At 55.7% G+C, this 21,694-nt stretch carries 18 protein-coding genes; 15 read left to right on the top strand and 3 right to left on the bottom strand.

Features of this window, described 5'->3' with window-relative positions; translation table 11 throughout:
- The first annotated feature begins 10 nt into the window (after window positions 1-10).
- Complete coding sequence (locus tag I8746_RS20270) at window positions 11-928, top strand: transporter (protein ID WP_259674181.1); 918 nt, start codon at window positions 11-13, stop codon at window positions 926-928.
- Here the strand turns inward: I8746_RS20270 and I8746_RS20265 are convergent.
- Complete coding sequence (locus tag I8746_RS20265; protein ID WP_156867047.1) at window positions 923-1,588, bottom strand: GntR family transcriptional regulator; 666 nt, start codon at window positions 1,586-1,588, stop codon at window positions 923-925. The genes I8746_RS20270 and I8746_RS20265 overlap by 6 nt on opposite strands.
- A gap of 327 nt (window positions 1,589-1,915) precedes the next feature.
- Here I8746_RS20265 and mhpB point away from each other — a divergent pair, with 327 nt between their 5' ends.
- The 9 genes from mhpB (at window position 1,916) to I8746_RS20220 (ending at window position 13,317) form a co-directional block, all read left to right on the top strand.
- Entirely contained in the window at window positions 1,916-2,860 is a 945-nt protein-coding gene (mhpB, locus tag I8746_RS20260) for a 3-carboxyethylcatechol 2,3-dioxygenase (RefSeq protein ID WP_221101011.1), read from the top strand.
- Between the two features lie 23 nt (window positions 2,861-2,883).
- The gene (locus I8746_RS20255) at window positions 2,884-3,741 is read left to right on the top strand and encodes an alpha/beta fold hydrolase (protein ID WP_172402805.1); all 858 of its coding nucleotides are present in this window, start codon (window positions 2,884-2,886) and stop codon (window positions 3,739-3,741) included.
- An 11-nt stretch (window positions 3,742-3,752) separates the two neighbouring features.
- The gene (mhpD, locus tag I8746_RS20250; protein ID WP_019437720.1) at window positions 3,753-4,547 is read left to right on the top strand and encodes a 2-keto-4-pentenoate hydratase; all 795 of its coding nucleotides are present in this window, start codon (window positions 3,753-3,755) and stop codon (window positions 4,545-4,547) included.
- Window positions 4,548-4,560: 13 nt separating this feature from the next.
- Complete coding sequence (locus I8746_RS20245; protein ID WP_156867044.1) at window positions 4,561-5,499, top strand: acetaldehyde dehydrogenase (acetylating); 939 nt, start codon at window positions 4,561-4,563, stop codon at window positions 5,497-5,499.
- 11 nt (window positions 5,500-5,510) lie between these two features.
- Window positions 5,511-6,521 (top strand): 4-hydroxy-2-oxovalerate aldolase, encoded by a 1,011-nt coding sequence (mhpE, locus tag I8746_RS20240; RefSeq protein WP_221101010.1) that lies wholly within the window; start codon window positions 5,511-5,513, stop codon window positions 6,519-6,521.
- Window positions 6,522-6,787: 266 nt separating this feature from the next.
- On the top strand, window positions 6,788-8,005 hold the full coding sequence (gene mhpT, locus I8746_RS20235; RefSeq protein WP_139657517.1) for a 3-(3-hydroxy-phenyl)propionate transporter MhpT: 1,218 nt from the start codon (window positions 6,788-6,790) through the stop codon (window positions 8,003-8,005).
- 41 nt (window positions 8,006-8,046) lie between these two features.
- A complete protein-coding gene (locus tag I8746_RS20230; protein ID WP_221101009.1) occupies window positions 8,047-9,315 on the top strand; it encodes an OprD family porin in 1,269 nt (422 codons plus the stop codon).
- Between the two features lie 412 nt (window positions 9,316-9,727).
- Window positions 9,728-11,476, top strand: a complete 1,749-nt coding sequence (locus I8746_RS20225; protein WP_221101008.1) for an FAD-dependent monooxygenase — start codon at window positions 9,728-9,730, stop codon at window positions 11,474-11,476.
- Window positions 11,477-11,673: 197 nt separating this feature from the next.
- Window positions 11,674-13,317: an acetolactate synthase large subunit gene (locus I8746_RS20220; RefSeq protein ID WP_221101007.1), complete on the top strand. Its 1,644-nt coding sequence runs from the start codon at window positions 11,674-11,676 to the stop codon at window positions 13,315-13,317.
- Window positions 13,318-13,333: 16 nt separating this feature from the next.
- Here I8746_RS20220 and srpR read toward each other — a convergent pair whose 3' ends face one another.
- Window positions 13,334-13,975: a solvent efflux transporter antirepressor SrpR gene (gene srpR / locus I8746_RS20215; protein ID WP_221101006.1), complete on the bottom strand. Its 642-nt coding sequence runs from the start codon at window positions 13,973-13,975 to the stop codon at window positions 13,334-13,336.
- Between the two features lie 5 nt (window positions 13,976-13,980).
- Window positions 13,981-14,760, bottom strand: a complete 780-nt coding sequence (gene srpS, locus I8746_RS20210; RefSeq protein ID WP_221101005.1) for a solvent efflux transporter transcriptional repressor SrpS — start codon at window positions 14,758-14,760, stop codon at window positions 13,981-13,983.
- 223 nt (window positions 14,761-14,983) lie between these two features.
- Between srpS and srpA the strand changes: the two genes are divergently transcribed.
- The 5 genes from srpA (at window position 14,984) to I8746_RS20190 (ending at window position 21,401) form a co-directional block, all read left to right on the top strand.
- Window positions 14,984-16,132, top strand: coding sequence for a solvent efflux RND transporter periplasmic adaptor subunit SrpA (srpA, locus tag I8746_RS20205; RefSeq protein WP_221101004.1), 1,149 nt, complete (start codon window positions 14,984-14,986; stop codon window positions 16,130-16,132).
- 13 nt (window positions 16,133-16,145) lie between these two features.
- Window positions 16,146-19,295 carry a solvent efflux RND transporter permease subunit SrpB gene (gene srpB, locus I8746_RS20200; protein WP_221101003.1) on the top strand — a complete coding sequence of 1,050 codons (3,150 nt, stop codon included), beginning with the start codon at window positions 16,146-16,148 and terminating at the stop codon, window positions 19,293-19,295.
- Window positions 19,285-20,694 carry a solvent efflux RND transporter outer membrane subunit SrpC gene (gene srpC, locus I8746_RS20195; RefSeq protein ID WP_221101002.1) on the top strand — a complete coding sequence of 470 codons (1,410 nt, stop codon included), beginning with the start codon at window positions 19,285-19,287 and terminating at the stop codon, window positions 20,692-20,694. Before srpB ends, srpC begins: the two co-directional genes overlap by 11 nt.
- 106 nt (window positions 20,695-20,800) lie before the next feature.
- Window positions 20,801-21,121, top strand: a complete 321-nt coding sequence (locus I8746_RS27665; RefSeq protein ID WP_409078017.1) for an antibiotic biosynthesis monooxygenase — start codon at window positions 20,801-20,803, stop codon at window positions 21,119-21,121.
- Window positions 21,108-21,401 carry a LysR family transcriptional regulator gene (locus I8746_RS20190; protein ID WP_221101001.1) on the top strand — a complete coding sequence of 98 codons (294 nt, stop codon included), beginning with the start codon at window positions 21,108-21,110 and terminating at the stop codon, window positions 21,399-21,401. Before I8746_RS27665 ends, I8746_RS20190 begins: the two co-directional genes overlap by 14 nt.
- Window positions 21,402-21,694 lie beyond the last annotated feature (293 nt).

Raw genomic sequence — 21,694 nt, 5'->3', positions numbered from 1 at the left:
GATAATAACAATGAAAAATTATGTAACTCGCGCTGGCGTTGCCAGCGCGCTCGGCTGCTCTTTGCTCGTTTCTTCGCTATGTTACGGTGCTGAAAATGGGGATACCGTTTGGCCGCTAGGCGTACAAACTGTTCTTCCAGCAATATTGCCTCCCCCAGGTGAAACTTCTTTGTACAGTTACACCGCCTACTACAAAGCGGATAGCTTTAAAGACAACAGCGGAAAATCTTCCGTACCCGGATTTAGCTTGGAGAACTTTGTGCAGGCTATTCGGGTGGTGCACACATGGGATGTGAAATTTGATAGCGGCGTTACACTCAGCAGCGGAATCATCGGATCAGCAAACAAGATCAAGGTTGAGGCGTTTGGAAACAGCGACACAGACTCCGGATTCAGGCAACTGTACCTGACCCCTCTGTATGTCGGCTACTCGCCTTCGGAAAATTTGCATTTGCTAACGGGGTTCAGCGCCTTCGTCCCATTGGGTAACTATGACGGCAATAAGTTAGCGAATAGTCCGACAGGCAATGCGAGCTATACCCAGGAATTCGACTTAACCTGGTTCCCCCACCCTAACTGGGAGGTCTCGATTGCTCCCACCTTCACCATCAATGCGAAGAACGATGACACCGACTATCGCTCGGGCAACGTATTCAACGTTGACTACCTGCTCGGCTACAGGCTGCAGTCGAATCCCAAGGTCCAGTTGGGCTTAGTGGGTTATTACACCAAACAGGTCACCGACGATCGCTACGACCATGGTGACCTCGATGATGGAAATCGGCTGAGTAAATTCGCCGTTGGCCCCCAGATCTTCTATGCGTTCGATCAAAAGTCAGGAGTCGTCCTCAAGTGGATGCGTGAGACCGCGGTCAAAAACGGCCCTAAAGGCGACTCGGTGTGGCTTGAGTTCGCCTTCCCACTATGAGGCGAGCTTCGCATCCTCAGGCATTTTAGAAACGACATCCTTCGCCACACTGTGAATATGGCTCGCAGCCGCATTGGCTGCGGCCTTTTTGTTCCGGGTTTTCAGCGCTGCAAGAATCTCATCGTGCTCATCAGTAGCAGCATCCAAATGCACTTGGAAGCCACAGGTCTGCACGATGAAAAAGTCGGACAGCTCAAAATTTGCCACTTGGCGCGCCGAGAGTATTGGCGATTTTGCCATTGCGTGCAGCAGGCGATGGAATTCGACGTTCAATGTTCGATAGCTGTCGGCGGCATCGCTGTGAGCTGGGTTGATGCTTCTAATTTTGTCGTTGATCTCAGACATACGCAGCACATCATCAGGGGACCCACGTTCAGCCGCAAGCCCTGCGATTAGCGCTTCGTTGTTCGCGAACATCTGGTAGAAGTCATCGACTTCCAAACGTGTAGGGTGCACAACCTCACATCCAACCTGGGCTGTGATCACAACAAAGCCCCTCTCCTGGAGGCTGTTCAGCGCGGTCATGATCGGCTGACGACTGACACCAGTCTCTTCGCCAATTTCCTTGACCAGGATTTTTTCACCGAACGCATACCTACGACTCAGTAGGCGTTCCAAAATGTGCTGATAGATAGCGGTCTTCTTGTTTGCCACTTGCATCGGTATGGTTTTCCTAGAACTGAGTGCACGGTTCAACATTTCGCTAACTGGCTTGCATACTAGCATTTCGGATAGTAAACCAGATTTTTGCACCCATCGCTTCGTCATACGTCGCGGCCCATTGCCACGGGGAGGATCCATCCGACGATGAGCGGGCATCGTCAAGCTTGCATGCTAGCATTCTAGCGTGCATGATGATTAGGCAGACAAAAACAAATCTACCTGCATGGCGTTGCCCCTCTACCCCTGTTGGGAGTTGAGGAGACGCTCATGCCGTCCCAGTGCGAGGCGGCCTGCACTGGGGCACGACGTGAAGGTGTCGTATCGATGAACGCTTACCTGCATTGCCTATCGCACACGCCCCTCATCGGGCATTTCGATCCGCCCAAGAATGTGCTCGATGAAGTGGATGGGGTGGTCCGCGCTGCCCGTGCACGCATCGCTGCTTTCGATCCTGAGCTCGTGGTGCTTTTCGCTCCAGACCATTACAACGGCTTCTTCTACGATGTCATGCCCCCTTTCTGCCTGGGCATGGCGGCTGAAGCCATAGGCGATTTTGGCTCGCTCGCCGGCACCCTCTCTGTGCCCAAATCTATCGCTGAAGCTTGCGCTGATTCTCTGCTCCGCAATGGCATCGACATGCCTGTTTCGTATCGCATGCAGGTCGACCACGGCTTCGCTCAACCGCTCGAATTTCTTCTTGGCGGTTTAGACATGTATCCGGTCTTGCCGATCTTCGTGAACTGCGTGGCCCCGCCCCTGCCTACCTTCGAACGAGTCAGATTGATGGGTGATGCGGTCGGTCGATTCACCCGCACTCTGAACAAGCGGGTGCTGTTCCTTGGGTCGGGAGGCCTTTCACACCAACCGCCAGTTCCAGAGTTAGCCAAAGTCGATGCCCGGATGGCTGATCGGCTCATGGGAAGTGGCCGCAATCTGCCAGAAGACGAACGTACCGCTCGCACTCAACGAGTGGTCATTGCAGCTGAGCGGTTTGTCGAAGACCAGACCACCCTGCATCCGCTGAACCCTGAGTGGGATAAGTACTTCCTCGACGTTGTTGAGCAGGACCTGCTAAGCGACCTGGATCAACTCCCCAACGCACATCTTTCCGAATTGGCCGGTAAATCCACGCATGAGGTCAAGGCCTGGGTCGCTGCGTTCTCAGCACTCGCTGCCCACGGCGCATATACCGCGACAGATCGCTACTACCGAGAGATCCCGGAGTGGATCGCAGGCTTCGGCTCTATCAGTGCGCACTCTCAGCGCTAACACACCTTCACGGAGAATCAATCGTGACTGCAATTACTGAAAAAGGCACCAGCAAATTCGTTCGCATCCAAGACGGCGAGCTGGATCTGAATATTCATTACAACGACTGCGGTGAAGGCAAAGAAACCGTTGTCATGCTGCATGGTTCCGGCCCTGGTGCTAGCGGCTGGGCTAACTTCAATCGCAACATCGAGCCACTGGTAGAAGCCGGTTTCCGGGTCATTCTCATGGACTGCCCTGGCTGGAGCAAAAGTGATTCGATCGTCAGCACCGGCTCTCGCTCCGATCTTAATGCCCGCGTTCTGAAAGGGTTGGTCGATAAGCTGGATCTGGACAAAGTACACCTGCTCGGCAACTCCATGGGTGGCCACACTGCCGTGGCGTTCACGCTGACCTGGCCTGAGCGCGTAGGCAAGCTCGTGCTTATGGGCGGTGGCACCGGTGGGGTCAGCCCATTCGTGTCGATGCCAACTGAAGGTATCAAGCTGCTGAACGGACTGTACCGCGAGCCAACGATCGAGAACCTCAAGAAGATGATGAACATCTTCGTCTACGACACCAGCGATCTCACGGAGGAGCTGTTCCAAGCACGCCTCGACAACATGCTGGCTCGTAAAGATCATCTCGAAAACTTCACCGCGAGCCTCGCTGCGAACCTCAAGCAATTCCCCGACTTCGGTCATCGTCTCGGCGAGATTCAGGCCGAAACCCTCGTAGTTTGGGGTCGCAACGACCGCTTTGTCCCTATGGATACTGGCCTGCGTCTGGTTGCTGGCATTCCCAATTCTCAACTGCATGTCTTCAACAAATGCGGCCACTGGGCCCAATGGGAACACGCGGACAAGTTCAACCGCATGGTTCTCGACTTCCTCACCCACTGATCGAGGTCAGCATGAACATCACACAAGAGACCCTTGAGCGCTTGGCGGCTGATCTGCGCAGAGCTGAAGGAAAGGGCGAGCCTGTTGGACCACTGCGTGACGTCATCGGCGCCACGAATGTGGAAAGTGCCTATGCGATTCAACGCCTGAACCAAGCCTACGCCATCGCCAATGGGCAACGCCTGGTGGGCCGAAAAATCGGCTTGACCAACCCTAAGGTCCAGGCGCAGCTGGGCGTAGACCAACCGGACTTCGGTTGCCTGTTTGCCGACATGGCGTACGGCGACAACGAAGTGGTTCCGTTCGAGCGTGTTCTGCAGCCCAAGATTGAGGCGGAAATTGCACTGGTTCTGGAACGCGACCTGCCTAGCGCTTCTACAACCTTCGCAGACGTCATTGCCGCAACTGGCTGGGTTCTCCCGGCGCTCGAAATTGTCGGCAGCCGCATCGAAGGCTGGAACATCAAGTTCGCCGACACCGTGGCTGACAACGCATCAAGCGGGTGCTTTGTGCTCGGTGGCCCTGCGCAGCGCATCGATGGCCTTGACCTGCGTGGTGCAACGATGCGCCTCTCCAAAAATGGTGAGGTCGTCAGTTCCGGAAGTGGTGCTGAGTGCCTGGGCAACCCGCTGAATGCGGCCGTTTGGCTCGCCCGCACAATGGCTGAGTTTGGTGAGCCTCTCAGAGCAGGCGACATCATCCTCACTGGCGCCCTGGGGCCAATGGTTGGCGTGAGCCCAGGTGATCATTTTGAAGCCGAAATTGAAGGCCTTGGCCGCGTCGGCGTGTCGTTCAGTGTCGAGTGATGGAGATCTAGTAATGACAACAAAACGCAAAGTCGCCATCGTCGGCTCCGGAAACATCGGCACCGACTTGATGATCAAGATCCTGCGCAATTCAAAGCATCTGGAAATGGCCGTGATGGTTGGTATCGACCCCGCATCTGACGGCCTTGCCCGCGCAGGCCGAATGGGCGTCGCCACAACCCACGAGGGTGTCGCGGGCCTGGTCAAAATGCCAGAATTTGCTGACATCGATTTCGTCTTCGATGCAACCAGTGCCGGCGCTCATGTCAAAAACGACGCCATGCTGCGTGAGTGCAAGCCGGGCATTCGAGTGATCGACCTTACTCCGGCAGCTATCGGCCCTTATTGCGTGCCGGTGGTGAACCTCGAAGAGCACGTCAACGCGCAGAACCTGAACATGGTTACGTGCGGCGGGCAGGCAACTATTCCAATGGTCGCTGCAGTATCGCGTGTAGCCAAAGTGCATTACGCAGAGATTGTTGCATCGATTGCCTCCAAATCGGCAGGCCCGGGCACCCGAGCCAACATCGACGAATTCACCGAAACCACATCGAAAGCCATCGAGGTGATCGGCGGTGCAGCCAAAGGTAAAGCCATCATCATCATGAACCCGGCTGAGCCTCCTCTGATGATGCGCGACACCGTCTACGTGTTGTCTGAAGCTGCGGACCAGGATCAGGTTGAAGCCTCCATTGAAGAAATGGTTGCCGCAGTGCATGCGTATGTCCCTGGCTACCGCCTCAAGCAGAAAGTGCAGTTTGAAGTCATCCCTGAGTCTGCCCCACTGAACATTCCTGGCCAAGGCAAATTCAGTGGCCTGAAGACCTCAGTTTTCCTTGAGGTCGAAGGTGCTGCCCATTACTTGCCAGCGTACGCAGGCAATCTCGACATCATGACTTCTGCCGCGCTCGCTACCGCCGAGCGCATGGCACAGTCGATGAGCCAGGCCTGAGGAGCGCAGATATGAACGGTAAGAAGCTTTACATCTCGGACGTGACCCTGCGTGATGGTATGCACGCCATTCGTCACCAGTACTCACTGGATCAGGTCCAGGCCATCGCTCGCGCACTGGATGCCGCCAAGGTCGACTCGATCGAGGTCGCGCATGGCGACGGCCTTCAAGGCTCCAGCTTCAACTACGGCTTTGGCGCGCACACCGATATCGAGTGGATCGAAGCTGCCGCCGACGCAGTGAAGCACGCCAAGATTGCAACGTTGCTGCTCCCGGGCATCGGTACTCTACACGACCTCAAAGCAGCCTATACCGCGGGTGCTCGTGTTGTACGTGTGGCTACCCATTGCACCGAGGCAGACGTCTCCAAACAGCACATCGAGTACGCCCGTGAGCTCGGCATGGACACGGTTGGCTTCCTGATGATGAGCCATATGCAGACCCCGGAAGGGCTCGGGCAGCAGGCAAAACTGATGGAAAGCTACGGTGCCACCTGCATTTACGTCGTCGACTCCGGCGGCGCGATGAATATGGATGACATTCGTGCCCGCTTCCGCGCAGTGAAGGCAGTCCTCGACCCGGCCACTCATACCGGTATTCACGCGCACCATAACCTGAGCCTCGGCGTTGCCAACTCGATCGTCGCCGTCGAGGAAGGCTGTGACCGCATCGACGCGAGCCTGTCGGGCATGGGCGCCGGTGCTGGCAATGCTCCCTTGGAAGTCTTCATTGCAGCCGCAGACAAGCTGGGCTGGAACCACGGCACTGATCTGTACGCTCTTATGGACGCAGCAGATGATTTGGTTCGCCCACTCCAGGATCGTCCTGTACGTGTTGACCGCGAGACTCTCGCTCTCGGCTACGCCGGCGTTTATTCGAGCTTCCTTCGCCATGCAGAAGTTGCAGCTGCTCGCTACGGCATCAAGGCAGTAGACATTCTGGTCGAGCTGGGCAAACGCCGTATGGTCGGTGGCCAGGAAGACATGATCGTCGACGTCGCACTCGATCTGCTGAAGCGCTGAGTTCGCAGGCAGCTCCACGCAAGCTGTCTGCAGCAATCCCCCTCCTGTAAAGGAGGGGGTCTATGACACAACAATAAGAGAAACCTCCAACATGAATGCCTCGCATACTTCCGAATCGCAGCACCTCCGAACACGCAGTGATCAGCCCCACTATTCACTTTTCTTGAGTGATTACTGAGCTGACATAACTCCACATCACTGGCGGTACTAAAACCAAAATCACGTGTTTTCTGAAGACCTTTTGAAGGGCTTCGGAGGGGGTCGCTATGACTGATAAAACCGATAAGACCAAACTTTTCATCACCATCGCGCTTTGTTTCCTCGTTGCACTGATGGAAGGCCTGGATCTCCAAGCCCCAGGGATTGCGGCGCACGGCATGTCTGCCGAGTACAGCTTGGATAAGCTGGAAATGGGCTGGGTCTTCAGTGTTGGCGTTCTGGGTATGCTTCCAGGAGCTTTCGTTGGCGGACGCCTGGCTGATCGCTATGGCCGAAAAAAAGTGCTCATTGCCTCTGTTGCACTGTTCGGCATCTTCTCTCTCGTCACCACGGTAGCCTGGAGTTTCGGCGCGTTGTTATTCGCCCGGTTCCTGACAGGCGTGGGCCTGGGTGCGTCGTTGCCTAACCTCATTGCACTCGCTTCTGAAGCAGCTGGTGAGCGCATGCGAGGCACAGCAGTCAGCTTGATGTATTGCGGTGTACCGTTGGGGGCAGCGTTGGCAGCCGCCATTGGTCTACTGGATTTCGGGGCTGGCTGGAAGCTGGTCTTCTATGTAGGCGGCATTGTTCCTCTGGTCATTGTCCCCCTGCTGCTTCTTTTCCTGCCTGACGTATACAAGCAAACAATTTCAGCTACCTCCACTATCGAAGTTCCCTCCACCAAAGCCATTTTGGTAGAGGGCGGTGCGCTGAAGAAAACCCTGCTCTTGTGGGTCAGCTTCTTCTTCACGCTGATGGTCACCTACATCCTCATCAACTGGCTTCCGAGCATTCTGATTGGACAGGGCTTCAAGCCGAGCGAGGCAAGCGTCGTCGTATTGGCCATGCAGCTTGGCGCGGCCATGGGCACGTTGATGCTTGGCGTTGCGATGGATCGCCTGCCTATCTGGGCGATGTCGGCGCTGGTATATGGGGGCATCCTGATTTCTTTGGCCTGCCTTACAGTGGCGGCCTCACTCCCTACCATGATCGGTGCAGGATTCTTGGCAGGCATTTTCACAACGGGTGGCCAGTGCGTCCTTTACGCCCTCGCTCCGCAGTTCTATCCCGCTAATGGGCGGGCTACCGGGACCGGTGCAGCACTCGCAGTCGGCCGTATCGGTGCCATGACCGGTCCACTCGTCGTAGGAAAAATGATGGTCCTTGGGGCCGGTGCAGGTGGTGTCATGTTGGCCTCGGCGCCCGGCATCGTTCTGGCGGCTATCTCGCTGCTTTATCTCTCGTCGCTGAAGAAACGCCCTGAGCTGAGCCCTTCGGTGGTTTAAGCGTGACTGCGTCATCACAAAAACAAGAAAGAAGACACGACATGAGCAAATCAAAAAAAATTGCATTCGCAGGGCTGCTGGCTGCACATGCAGCTTCTCTACAGGCGGCCGGCTTCGTGGAAGATTCGAAAGCCAAGGTAACACTGCGCAACTACTACTTCGATCGCAACTACATCAACCAGACACCGCAAGCTGCAGCGCGAGAGTGGGCCCAGGGTTTCATCGTCAACTTCAATTCGGGCTTTACAGAGGGGGTTGTCGGCTTTGGACTGGATGCCCAAGCCATGATGGGGTTACGCCTTGACTCCTCACCAGATCGTGTCGGCACCGGCCTATTGCCGTTCTCTGCCTCCACTAGGGAGCCAGCTAAGGACTACTCCGAGCTAGGGCTGACAGCGAAGGTCAAGGTTTCCAAAACTGAGCTTCAGTACGGGACCGTAAGCACGTTTTTACCGATCGCATTCGCAAGTCCAACACGGCTACTGCCCCAAACCTTCCGCGGCACTTACCTACGCTCGCAAGACATCACAGATCTTTCTCTGCACGCGGGTTGGTTGGACCGAATCAACCTGCGGGACTCGACTGACTACCAGAAGATGCGAGTTTCAGCTCCAAACGGACGCTTCAACGGGGCCGCAGAGTCTGATGCGTTTTATTTCCTTGGTGGCGATTACGCCTGGTCGAAGCACCTCACGCTCAAGTATTACTACGCAGAGCTCGAAGACATCTACGACAAGAACTACTTGGGTTTCGTGGACAACCGTGAGCTGGGCCCAGGCCGGCTCACTTCCGACTTCCGCTTCTATGATTCCAAAGACAATGGATCCGCAAAAGCTGGGAAGGTTGATAACCGCAATACTGCCTTGATGTTGACCTACCAGCTCGGCGTCCATCGTCTAGGCGCTGGCTACATGCAGCTGACCGGCGACACCGCAATGCCCTATCTGTTTGGTACCGAACCGCTGGTGATCACGGAAGGCACACTGAGCTCGGAGTTCCTGAACCCCAAGGAGAGAAGCTGGCAGGTCAAATACGACTATGACTTTGTTGGCGTTGGTGTTCCCGGCATGAAGGGGATGTTGCGTTACGTAAGCGGGGACAACATTGATCTTCCGAATCTCGGCGGCAACAAGCTCAAAGAGTCGGAAAAAGACGTTGAGCTTTCCTATGTCATCCAAAGCGGCACGTTCAAGGACGTGGCATTCCGGGTCAGACACGCTTGGTACCGCAATGATTTCGGCCCTGGAGCAACGCATCGGGATGACAATGAGCTTCGTGTGAACATTGATTACACCTTTGCCCTTTGGTGAAGCCGACGTAGCTCCACTCACTACGCGCTGCACCCTTAGCCACGAACTCACCTCGTGGCTTTTTTTTGCGTGACGAAAGGCATTTCCAGATGATTGCGACCACCACTCTTGCATGCTAGCATGCAAGCACGAATTGAGTGATCTCGCCTGCCAGCTAATACCGCTGAACCAGACACTCTGATGGCCTGAAAAAAAATACAAGATCAGGAGGTACCATGAATCTCTTCCCCCTCATTCGCATCGCTCGCCCGAGCTGCGGGTCCCAGTAGAGCCCGCCGTTTCCCAAATTTTTTAATGTCTCGAACGCCAGGTCGGTGCTGTTTCGTGCTGGCTGGCTTTGGGACCTGTCGGACATGTTCCGGGCTTGCGTGCAAGTTCAGAGCATCAACAAGTAATGCCTGGAGAATAATAAATGACTACCTCCACTAGCTTCGATACCGACGTACTGGTGATTGGCACCGGCCCAGCTGGTGCAACTACTGCCTTGGCGCTCGCCACCTACGGTGTACGGGTCAAAATGGTCACCATGTTCAATTGGCTTGCGAACTCGCCGCGAGCCCATATCACGAACCAGCGCGCCATGGAGGTCGTGCGTGATCTTGGACTGGAAGACGAGGTTGTCAGAGCAGCCACACCTTGGGATCAGATGGGCGATACGCTTTTCACCACCAGCCTGGCCGGTGAAGAAATCGCACGTATGCGCACCTGGGGTACTGGCGACAAACGCAAGGGCGACTACGTCCAAGGCAGCCCATGCACCATGCTGGATCTCATCCAGCCCGAGATGGAATCGATCCTTCTGAAGCATGCCGCGATCCGCGGTGCTCAACTGAGCTTTAACACCGAGTATCTGAGCCATGTGCAAGATGCGGAAGGTGTGACTGCTCGCATGAAGGACGTTCTGACCGGTGTCGAGTACGAAGTCCGAGCGAAGTACCTGGTGGGCGCCGATGGAGCTAACTCGAAGGTAGCTAAAGAGATCGATCTGCCAATTGTTGGCGAGATGGCCAGGGCCGGAACCGCTTACGTCATCTTCAACGCCGATCTAAGCAAGTACGTACAACATCGCCCGAGCATCCTTCAGTGGATCGCTACTCCAGAAGCTGGTTTTGGCGAAATCGGGATGGGCTTGCTGCGCGCCATTCGCCCGTGGGATCAGTGGATTGCAGGCTGGGGCTTCGACATGGCCAAAGGCGCTCCAGACCTGTCCCCAGAAGCTGTTTTGGAGAAAATCCGTCTCTTGGTCGGCGATCCAAAGTTGGAAGTCCAGGTTGAGCGCATGTCGACCTGGTATGTAAACCAGGCGCATGCCACCGAGTACTCTCGTGGCCGCGTATTCTGCGCTGGCGACGCGGTTCATCGTCACCCGCCGTCCAGCGGTTTGGGCTCCAATACCTGCATGCAGGACGGTTTCAACCTCGCTTGGAAACTCGCTTATGTCCTTAAAGGATTCGCCGATCCGAATCTGCTGGAAAGTTACACCGCAGAGCGCGCTCCAGTGGGCAAGCAGATCGTGGCGCGTGCCAACCAGTCCCGCAAGGACTATGCCCTGCTGAAAGAGTGCTTCAACTTCGGCAATGGCGTGGACACTATCGCCAAGCTGCTTGATCGCATGCGCGACCCGAGCCCGGAGGGTGTAGAAGTTCGCATGAACCTGCAGAAGGCGCTGGAAATCAAGAGTCGAGAATTCAACGCTCAAGGTGTCGAACTGAATCAGCGCTACGTATCCTCTGCTGTTAAGCCAGACCCAAGAGACGGTGCTGAGCTCTGGGCTAGGGACAAAGAACTGTACCTGCAGGCCACCACTCGCGCAGGTGCCAAACTTCCTCACGCCTGGCTGGTGAACGAGAACGGACACCGGATTTCGACGCTCGATGTCGTAGGTAAAGGGCAAATGACCCTTATCACTGGCCTTGCCGGTCAGGCCTGGGTAGCTGCTGCAGAGAGCTTGAACCTGCCATTCTTGAATACCGTTGTCACAGGCGCAAAAGGTACTGCGGACCTTTACTGCGATTGGCAATCGGTTCGTGAAATTCACGAGGCCGGTGCCCTTCTGGTTCGGCCTGATGGATATATCGCCTGGCGGCACAGCAATGCTGTCTGGTCTTCCGATGAAGCTGCTTCAGAATTGCAGCAGGCGCTCAAAAGCGTCCTCGGTTAAGTGTTACCTCAAAAGGCCCGGCCCGAAATGCCGGGCCTTCTTTTTATTTGCTCACATCCTCGCAGGAGGCCAACCGGCCCACTGCGCTGGAACGCTTGAAAGAAAAATCAACCGATAAGGGCCCGTGGGCACAGCGGCGAACCTGCTGCTACGCCTTACTTAGGGGCTCAACTGCCTTGAGTGCGATGAGGGTGACTATGGCTAAGGCCGCTGATGTCGTTGTGCAATGCCTGGAAAACGAAGGTGTCGAGTATGTGTTCGGCATTCCTGGTGAGGAAAACCTCGACCTGCTGGAATCCCTGCGCAAATCGAAGATCAAGCTGGTGCTGACCCGCCACGAACAGTCCGCGGGCTTCATGGCCGCCACCTATGGCCGCCTAACTGGCAAGACCGGCGTCAGCCTGTCGACCCTGGGCCCTGGCGCGACCAACTTGGTAACCGCCAGTGCCTACGCCTACCTAGGCGGCATGCCAATGATGATGATCACCGGCCAGAAGCCGATCAAGAAGTCCAAGCAGGGCCGCTTCCAGATCATCGATGTGTGCGGCATGATGGACCCCATCACCAAGTACACCCACCAGTTCGCCTCGGCCGACAACATCCCGGCCCGTATGCGCGAAGCGTTCCGCCTGGCGGAAGAAGAGAAGCCGGGCGCGGTACACCTGGAGCTGCCGGAGGACATCGCTGCCGAGCAGACCGATGCGCTTCCAATTCCACGCAGCCTGCACCGCCGTCCGCTCGCCGAGCACAGGTCAATTGAAGCCGCCATTGAAAAGCTGCAGAGCGCACGCAGCCCGATCCTAGTGATCGGCGCCGGCGCCAACCGCAAGATGACTGCCAAGGTCCTCAAGCAACTGATCGACAAGACCGGTATCCCATTCATCACCACCCAGATGGGTAAAGGTGTGGTCGACGAACGCCACCCGCGCTTCCTCGGCAATGCCGCGCTGTCCGCCGGTGACTTCGTCCACCGCGCCATCGAAGCGGCCGACCTGATCATCAACATCGGCCACGACGTGATCGAGAAGCCGCCGTTCTTCATGGTCCGCGGCGGCACCGAGGTCATCCACATCAGCTTCCGTTCCGCCGAAGTCGACGCCGTTTACTTCCCACAAGTGGAAGTGATCGGTGACATCGCCAACTCCGTATGGCAGATCAGCGAAGCGCTGACCGACACCGCGCACTGGGACTTCACGCGCCTGATGGCCATCCGTGAGGCCAACGAAGCGCAAATCGCCGAAGGTGCCGACGACGATCGCTTCCCGGTCTACCCTCAGCGTCTGGTCGCCGATATCCGTCGCGTGCTGCCATCCGAAGGCATCGTCGCCCTGGATAACGGCATCTATAAAATCTGGTTCGCCCGCAACTACAAGGCACACAAGCCCAACACCGTGCTGCTCGACAACGCGTTGGCGACCATGGGCGCTGGCTTGCCATCGGCCATGGCCTCGCACTTGGTGTACCCGGATCGCCCGGTGATCTCGGTATGTGGTGACGGCGGCTTCATGATGAACAGCCAGGAATTGGAAACCGCAGTGCGCTTGAACATGCACATTACCGTGGTAATCCTGCGTGACGATGGCTACGGCATGATTCGCTGGAAACAGGCCAACATGGGCTTCACCGATTTCGGCCTGGACTACGGCAACCCGGACTTCGTCAAATATGCTGAAGCCTACGGTGCCCACGGCTATCGAGTAGAAAGCGCTGACGCCTTGCTGCCGCTGCTTGACCACTGTATCGCCAACCCTGGCGTGCACGTGATTGACTGCCCTGTCGACTATAGCGAGAACGACCGCATCCTCAACAGCGAGCTTCGGGAACGAGCACTGGCGATATAACCGGCGCGTCATCCCCTCACTCGAAGGATTTGGCTTGCTTAATCTGAGCCTCCTCGCACAACAAGAAGCGAGGAGGTTCCCTGAGCAAAGCCAAAAACGATCCCAGCGCAACTTTGATTATCTGAGCCTGCTGGTCCTCGCTTCGTAATCCCTCATAGAGCAGTCCGGTGATCAGTCCTTTGAAGACGCCGATTGAGGTGTGAAGATCCAGATTTATGGGCAATTCCCCTTGGGTAACCGCGTGCCGAAGAACCTGGTGAATGTACTGCAGGAACCGATCGCTCGCTTGCACCATTCGATTATGGATCAGGCCCGACTCATCAAGCCCTTGGTAAATCAAGATCTCCGAGAACTGCTTTGACTGGGGGCTATGCACTGCGTCCAGCATGGCGACAACCACCGCCTCCCAAGAGCGCTCAATCCCTAAGTCAGGAGTAAAGTCCAATTCGAGGGGATGCTGCCGAGATGCCAGCACCGCCTGGAGCACTTCCAGCTTCCCGTTAAAATGCCAGTAGACAGCACCACGAGTGACGCCTGCCTTCCGAGCTATCTGATCTAGGGTCGCGTCGGGAACACCCTGGGCAACAAACACCTCAAGCGCCGCATCAATAATGCGCTGTCTTGTCTCCTCCGCCTCGGCTGCCGTCTTTCTGGCCATCTTATCTAGGGAGCTTTCTTCGACGCGCGGCCGATAGCACGCTCTATGTTCTGCTTGCTCTGCAGCAGAGCTTTTTTGATCAAGTCTGACTGCTTGCTCGCTCTGGAACTCGGCATTACGACCGCAAGGGAGTAATAACCAAGGTAGGTATCCAAAAGCGTTGCGAATGAGCACACGCCATCAATATGCTCGTCAAGATCGCTAGCGAAACCACTCTGCCTCACTTCGCTCAGTTGTTTGACAAGCGCCTTCCGCCCTAGGGTGTTAGAGGTGAATGCTGGCAGCTGCTCGCCGAGCGCTGCTTTTAGGGTTTCGTCAGGTAAAGCTGCCAAGAGGACCTTGCCAGCTGCAGTCGCAGCGGCGGGCACGTTAATACCGATCGGAAACACTACCCGCAGCTCTCGCTCTGACACGATGCGGTCAAGCACGTAAATTTTGTCTCCGGCCAGAGAGGCCAGACACACGGACTCATCTAGCTCCTCAGCCAGTGAGCGCAAATACGGCTTCACCAAAGACAGAATGTCTGATTGCGCCTGGTTGATTAGCTGACCAAGCGCAGGGCCAAGTCGAAAGCCTCCGGCAGGCCCTAAAGCCTCGACTAGAAACTCTTCTTCCAAAGCGTTGATGATTCGCTGAACGGTGGAGCGAGGCAACCCGACCAGCTGCGCAATGGCCGCCAAGCTCAAGCCATGCGGATGACTGCCAAGCGCTCGCATGATCGAGGCTGCTCTGGCGATGACCTGGATGCCCCCGGCCTTGCCAACATTTTCATCTGATTGGTTCATATCTTTCCTCTGCGCGTACGGCTGCGACCTATCACATTGGCCGCCACTGTAGAGCTCTCTGCCTCCGCTAGCCAGCTACACATCGCGAACGCCTCAATCGGTAAACCTCGACCAACGGCGGCTCAGGCTTGCTTGCATCAAGAGTATCGCATAATGGTACACTCTACCGCATTACGATTCAGCAATAGCCCCCGTCATGCGGGCAGAGAGATGGAGCCAAACCGTGAGACAGATACGATCCCCGCGTGCATTACGCGTAATCCCCTTAACTGCGCTGATGCTGATTACGGGATGTGGTGAGAAAGAACAGGTGAGCTCAGCAACTCAACCACCGGACGTGGGCGTGTACACCGTGCGTGCACAAGCTCTGACCCTGACAACTGACTTGCCTGGCCGGACTTCGGCATTCCGTGTAGCGGAAGTCCGCCCGCAGGTTTCGGGGATCCTTCAGAAGCGGTCGTTTGTTGAAGGCGCTGAAGTCAAGCTGGGTCAGCAGCTTTATCAGATTGACCCACGGACGTACGAAGCGCAGTTGCGTCGTGCAGAAGCGAATCGAACGAGCGCACAAAACCTGGCTCGTCGCTATGAAACGCTGTTGAAGACCAAGGCAGTCAGCAAGCAGCAGTACGACGATGCGCTTGCCGCATGGAAACAAGCAGAAGCCGATTACCAGGTTGCTCGCATCGACGTTCAATACACAAGGGTGCTTTCCCCAATCTCCGGGCGCATTGGTCGCTCGACGGTCACCGAGGGGGCGCTCGTTACCAATGGCCAAGCTCAGTCGCTCGCCACCGTCACGCAGCTGGACCCCATTTATGTCGACGTCACTCAGCCAATCACAAAGCTTCTTGGTCTGCAAAAGGCGCTGGAGTCAGGCCGCCTTCAAAAGACAGGCGAGAACCAGGCTGAAGTCAGCCTGACGCTGGATGACGGAAGTGCTTATCCACTGCCAGGGACTCTGAAGTTTTCTGAGGTGAGCGTTGATCCCACAACAGGTTCTGTGACCCTTCGCGCCGAATTTCCCAATCCTAATCGCAAGCTGCTACCAGGCATGTTTGTACATGCTCTACTGAAAGAGGGCGTGCAAAACGCCGCAATCTTGGTACCGCAACAAGCCATCAGCCGCGATACGCGAGGTGTGCCAAGCGTCTGGGTCGTGAAGGCTGACAACACCGTCGAGTCCCGCGAGATTCAGACCCTCCGAACCGTGGGCAATGCCTGGTTGATCAGCAACGGCGTGACCGAGGGAGAGCGAATCGTCACCGAAGGTGTTCAACGTGTTCGTAGCGGCATCGCTGTCAACGCGGTTGAGGCCAAGAATGTGAATTTGGTAGACGGCTTCGCCGCTATCACAGAAGCCTCGGCTAACTGAGGGGGCACGACTGATGTCTCGTTTTTTCATCGACAGGCCGATTTTCGCCTGGGTTCTCGCTATCGTGGCTATGCTTGCCGGCGCGCTGTCGCTGGCGAAGATGCCGATCAGCCAATATCCGAACATCGCGGCCCCAGCCGTTTCGATCCAGGTCAGCTACCCAGGCGCTTCTGCACAAACCGTACAGGACACGGTGGTCCAGGTGATTGAGCAACAGCTCAGTGGTCTGGATGGGTTCAGATATATGTCGGCTGAGAGCGCCTCTGACGGCAGCATGACCATCATCGTGACTTTTGAACAGGGAACCGATCCTGATATCGCTCAGGTTCAGGTGCAGAACAAGCTGCAGTTGGCGACACCACGTTTGCCGGAGGAAGTTCAGCGTCAGGGTCTTCGAGTAGTGAAGTACCAGATGAACTTCTTCCTGGTCATGAGCTTGGTGGACCGTTCGGGCAAGCTCAATAACTTCGACCTCGGTAACCTGATCGCTTCCCAGCTTCAGGATCCGATCTCGCGCATCCCTGGTGTCGGCGATTTCCAGCTGTTTGGCTCGCCATACGCAATGCGTATCTGGTTGGATCCTGGCAAGCTCAACAGCTATCAGCTGACGCCTACTGACGTCGCCAATGCTATCCGGGAGCAGAACGTCCAGGTGTCCTCGGGCCAGTTGGGTGGATTACCAACTCGTTCAGGCGTCCAGCTGAATGCAACCGTTCTTGGCAAGACGCGTATGACGACGCCTAGCCAGTTCGATGAGATTTTGGTCAAGGTAAACGCGGACGGCTCCCAGGTACGAGTGAAGGATGTCGGTCGCGCCGAGCTGGGGGCTGACAGCTTCGCCATTTCTGCACAGTACAAGGACTCGCCAACTGCAAGTCTGGCGCTGCGGTTGTCCACCGGTGGCAACTTGCTGGAGACCGTAGAGGCGGTCAAAAAGCTGATGGAGGAGCAAAAGGCCTACCTGCCTGACGGCGTGGAAGTGATTTATCCCTACGATACAACACCTGTCGTTGATGCCTCGATTGAATCGGTAGTACACACCATCTTTGAGGCAGTGGTACTGGTCTTCCTGGTCATGTATCTGTTCCTACAGAGCTTCAGGGCCACACTTATCCCCACTCTGGCAGTTCCTGTGGTGCTGCTCGCCACATTCGCCCTTCTGCCGTACTTCGGCCTGAATATCAACGTGCTCACCATGTACGCCATGGTGCTTGCTATCGGCTTGCTGGTTGACGATGCAATCGTCGTAGTCGAGAACGTTGAGCGGCTTATGCATGACGAGGGCTTGTCGCCTCTTGAGGCTACCCGCAAGTCGATGGATCAGATTTCCGGGGCCTTGGTGGGCATCGGAATGGTGCTGTCGGCTGTATTCGTACCAATGGCGTTCTTTGGTGGATCCGCTGGCATCATCTATCAACAGTTCGCGATCACGATCGTGGTCTGCATGGGGCTGTCGATCTTCGTCGCTCTTGTGTTCACCCCAGCACTTTGCGTGACCATCCTCAAAGCCCCGGAGGGTAATTCCCACCACGAGAAAAAGGGCTTCTTCGGCTGGTTTAACCGCGTTTTCGACCGCGGCACGGTGCGATTCGAGCGAGGCGTCGGCGCAATGCTGAAGGGCCGCGTTAGGTACCTGCTCGCATTCTTGCTCATCACGGGGGGAACTGGCTATTTGTTCACTCAGATCCCGAAGGCATTCCTGCCCAACGAGGATCAGGGCTTGATGATGATCGAAGTGCGTACGCCGGCAAACGCTTCCGCAGAGCGTACCGAGGGTGTACTTCAAGAGGTGCGAGACTACTTGGCAAATGATGAGGGCGCGTTGGTTGAGCACTTCATGACGGTGAATGGCTTCAACTTTGCTGGTCGTGGTCAGAACTCGGGGCTGGTGCTGATCACCTTCAAGGATTGGAAGGAGCGTCACGGGGCCGGGCAAGACGTATTCAGCATCGCGCAGCGGGCTAATCAGCATTTTGCCAAGATCAAAGATGCAAGCGTGATGGCATTCGTGCCCCCTGCCATTTTGGAAATGGGCAACGCGATGGGCTTCAACTTGTACCTGCAGGACAACCTTGGTCTTGGCCATGAAGCATTGATGGCAGCTCGAAACCAGTTCCTGCAATTGGCTAGCGAGAATCCGAAGCTCCAAGCAGTGCGTCCAAACGGCAAGGACGACGAGCCGCAATTCCAGGTGAACATTGATGACGAAAAGGCCCGTGCGCTGCAGGTAAGCATCGCGTCTATCAACGAAACGATGTCGGCAGCCTGGGGCTCGATGTATGTCAACGACTTCATCGATCGCGGCCGGGTCAAGCGAGTATATGTCCAGGGCGAAGATATCTCGCGAATCTCACCTGAGGACTTCGATAAATGGTACGTGCGCAATAGCCTTGGCCAGATGGTTCCGTTCTCGGCGTTTGCAACCGGTGAGTGGGTAAACGGCTCACCGAAGCTGGAGCGCTACGGTGGTATTTCTTCCCTGAACATCCTCGGCGAGCCAGCCCCTGGATACAGCACTGGTGACGCGATGATAGCCATCGCTGAAATCATGCAACAACTGCCTCCAGGCATTGGCCTGAGCTACACCGGTCTCTCTTATGAAGAAATCCAAACTGGCGACCAGGCACCGTTGCTCTATGCGTTGACTGTGCTGATCGTTTTCCTGTGCCTGGCCGCGCTGTATGAGAGCTGGTCGGTACCGGTCTCAGTGATCATGGTTGTACCTCTGGGTATTTTGGGCGCGGTGCTGGCAACGCTTTGGCGCGACCTGACGGCGGATGTGTACTTCCAGGTGGGCTTGATGACCACGGTAGGCCTGTCCGCCAAGAACGCCATCCTGATCGTAGAGTTCGCCAAAGAGCTGTATGAGAAGGAGGGTTATCCGATCGTCAAAGCTGCGATAGAGGCCGCCAAGCTGCGTTTGCGTCCGATATTGATGACCTCGCTGGCATTCACCTTCGGTGTGCTGCCGATGGCCATTGCATCCGGCGCAGGTGCTGGCAGCCAGCACTCCATTGCTACGGGCGTCGTCGGCGGCATGATCACAGCAACCGTGCTGGCTGTTTTCTTTGTTCCGTTGTTCTACGTGGTAGTTGTCAAGCTGTTCGAGGGGCTCATGAAACGAAAGCCAAAAGCGGTCAAGGAGGTGACTCATGATGTTTAAGTCGCTCCCCGTGTTTGCATTGCTGATGCTCAGCGGATGCAGCTTGATTCCCGACTATGAGCAGCCAGCCGCCCCCGTGCAGGCGCAGTGGCCAACGGGCGAAGCTTACGGCGGGCAGGGAGATCAACGCATCGGGGCGGCTCTCCCCGAGGCAAAAGAGTTCTTCAAAGATCCAGCGCTGGGCCGCCTCCTCGATGCGGCGCTAGAGAACAACAGAGATCTTCGAATAGCTGCCAAAAATGTTGAATCCTACAGAGCGCTTTACCGCATCCAGCGAGCGGAGCGGTTTCCCACACTTGATGGCGAAGCATCTGGAAATCGAACCCGCTTGCCTGACGATTTGTCCCCTACCGGCGATTCTCGGGTCGATAGCCAGTACCAAGTCGGCCTGGTCACTGCCTACGAGTTGGACTTATTTGGCCGAATCCGAAGCTTGTCGAGCCAAGCACTTGAAAAGTATCTGGCTACTGAGGAGGCACAGCGCAGCGTTCAGATCGCACTGATAGGCGATGTGGCAACCACCTATTTTCTGTGGCGAACCGACCAAGCGCTTTTGGAGCTTACCGAAGCGACGCTGACCAGCTACCTTGAAAGCTTGGCAATGATCGAGTCGAGTGCTTCGGCAGGAACCTCGTCGGAGCTAGATGTTCGACAGGCCAGGACTTTGGTGAACCAAGCCCAGGCCCAGCAGGCCTTGTACACCCGGCGAATAGCGCAGGATGTGAACGCACTGGAATTGTTGCTGGGCAGCAAAATTCCAACGGATTTGCCAAAAAACTCGCCACTGGCCATGAGCTCCCTAGGGAAGGTTCCAGCTGGGCTACCTGCTGATCTGCTGCTGAACAGACCGGACATCCGTTCTGCTGAACATCAACTTATGGCCGCGAACGCAAATATCGGCGCAGCTCGTGCGGCATTTTTTCCACGCATTAGCCTGACAGCTTCAGCGGGCTCAGCCAGCAGCGATCTTGATGGACTGTTCAACAGCGGATCTGACAGCTGGAGTTTCGCTCCTCAAATCAGCGTGCCGATTTTTAACGCAGGAAAGCTGCGAGCTAATCTCGATTACGCTGAGCTTCAAAAGGATGTGGGCGTAGCGACCTACGAGAAGAGTATCCAAACCGCTTTCCGAGAGGTAGCCGATGGACTCGCTGCGAGGGGAACTTATGGCAAGCAGCTCAGTGCTCAAAGCGAGTTGGTTGATAATTATAAAGCCTATTTTAGCTTAGCTCAGCAGCGCTATGACCAGGGCGTCGATAGCTATTTGACAGTGCTGGATGCTCAACGCGAACTGTTCTCCTCACAACAGAAGCTATTGAATGATCAGCTCGATCAAATCAATAGTGAAGTCCAGCTTTACAAAGCCCTCGGGGGCGGCTGGAGCGTGAGTCAAAACTAAGATCCTGGGCAGCGACTAGCAGTAGCGCTGCCCTAGATTCCAAATTTAAATATTTTTCGAACTGAAGTGGCGAATTATCGTCGATTTTAAATCGGGAGTATTAGCAATGGGGTTGATATCAGCAAGCGCGTTAGAGGTTCGCTTCGAAGACCGCCCTGACGATGATGTACTTTTAGCCGTAGACGACCTGGTTAACGTGCTTCGCACTGCGCCGGGGTGTATGAGCTATACGATAATCGCGCTGAACAATTACTTCAGCTCGATGATCATTAGCGGCTTCTGGGACAACGAGAAAGATATGATAGATCATTTTTCAAGCTCAAGTTTCGCAGCATTAACTGATTGCTTGACCTCCCATTGCCGAAGCATCTCCTTTAGAGCATTGTTTATGGACAATGAAATGCGGGGGCAACATGCAGAATCCTGAAAAAGCGCTACTGGCTGCAGATTTACACAGTCTGATTACTTTCTTGGTGGTATATCAAGAAGGGGGAGTGACTCGGGCTTCTGAGCGCTTGGGTGTAAAACAGCCAGCTATCAGCAATACCATAGCTAAGCTTCGCAAACGATTTGGTGATGAGCTCTTTTTGGGTAAGCGGGCTTGGACACCCACAGAACGCGCCAACCAGCTTGCAACCGCTCTAGGACCTGCCCTCAGCACTTTGCAGGAGGCGCTTGCTAGCGTGGATAAAGAAGGCGCTCAGTAAGTCTCAAGGAAACATTTCTACCGCCTTTCCCCAGGCGGTTTTACTCTCTGCCTCAACCGAAAATAAAAAAACCATGGCCTGACGGCCATGGTAAAGGGAGGTTATTATCCCATCCCAAGGAGCCAAGAAGAGATCACTGCGTGCTCATTTCATACGCAATGACTGAAAGATTTTTGGTAAAAAAGCCGCCTGCAGGCAAGCGGCAACACCAAGGGCAATGAAGGACACTCGGTTGGTACAAGGAGGGGTACCGCGCCTCGCTTCATTGAAAAACAAAGTAATGGAAAAACTAG

Origin of the sequence: Pseudomonas sp. USTB-Z (assembly GCF_019691255.1) — a bacterium.
Taxonomy (GTDB): Bacteria; Pseudomonadota; Gammaproteobacteria; order Pseudomonadales; family Pseudomonadaceae; genus Aquipseudomonas; species Aquipseudomonas alloputida.
This window is presented reverse-complemented; position numbering and strand designations above follow the sequence as displayed.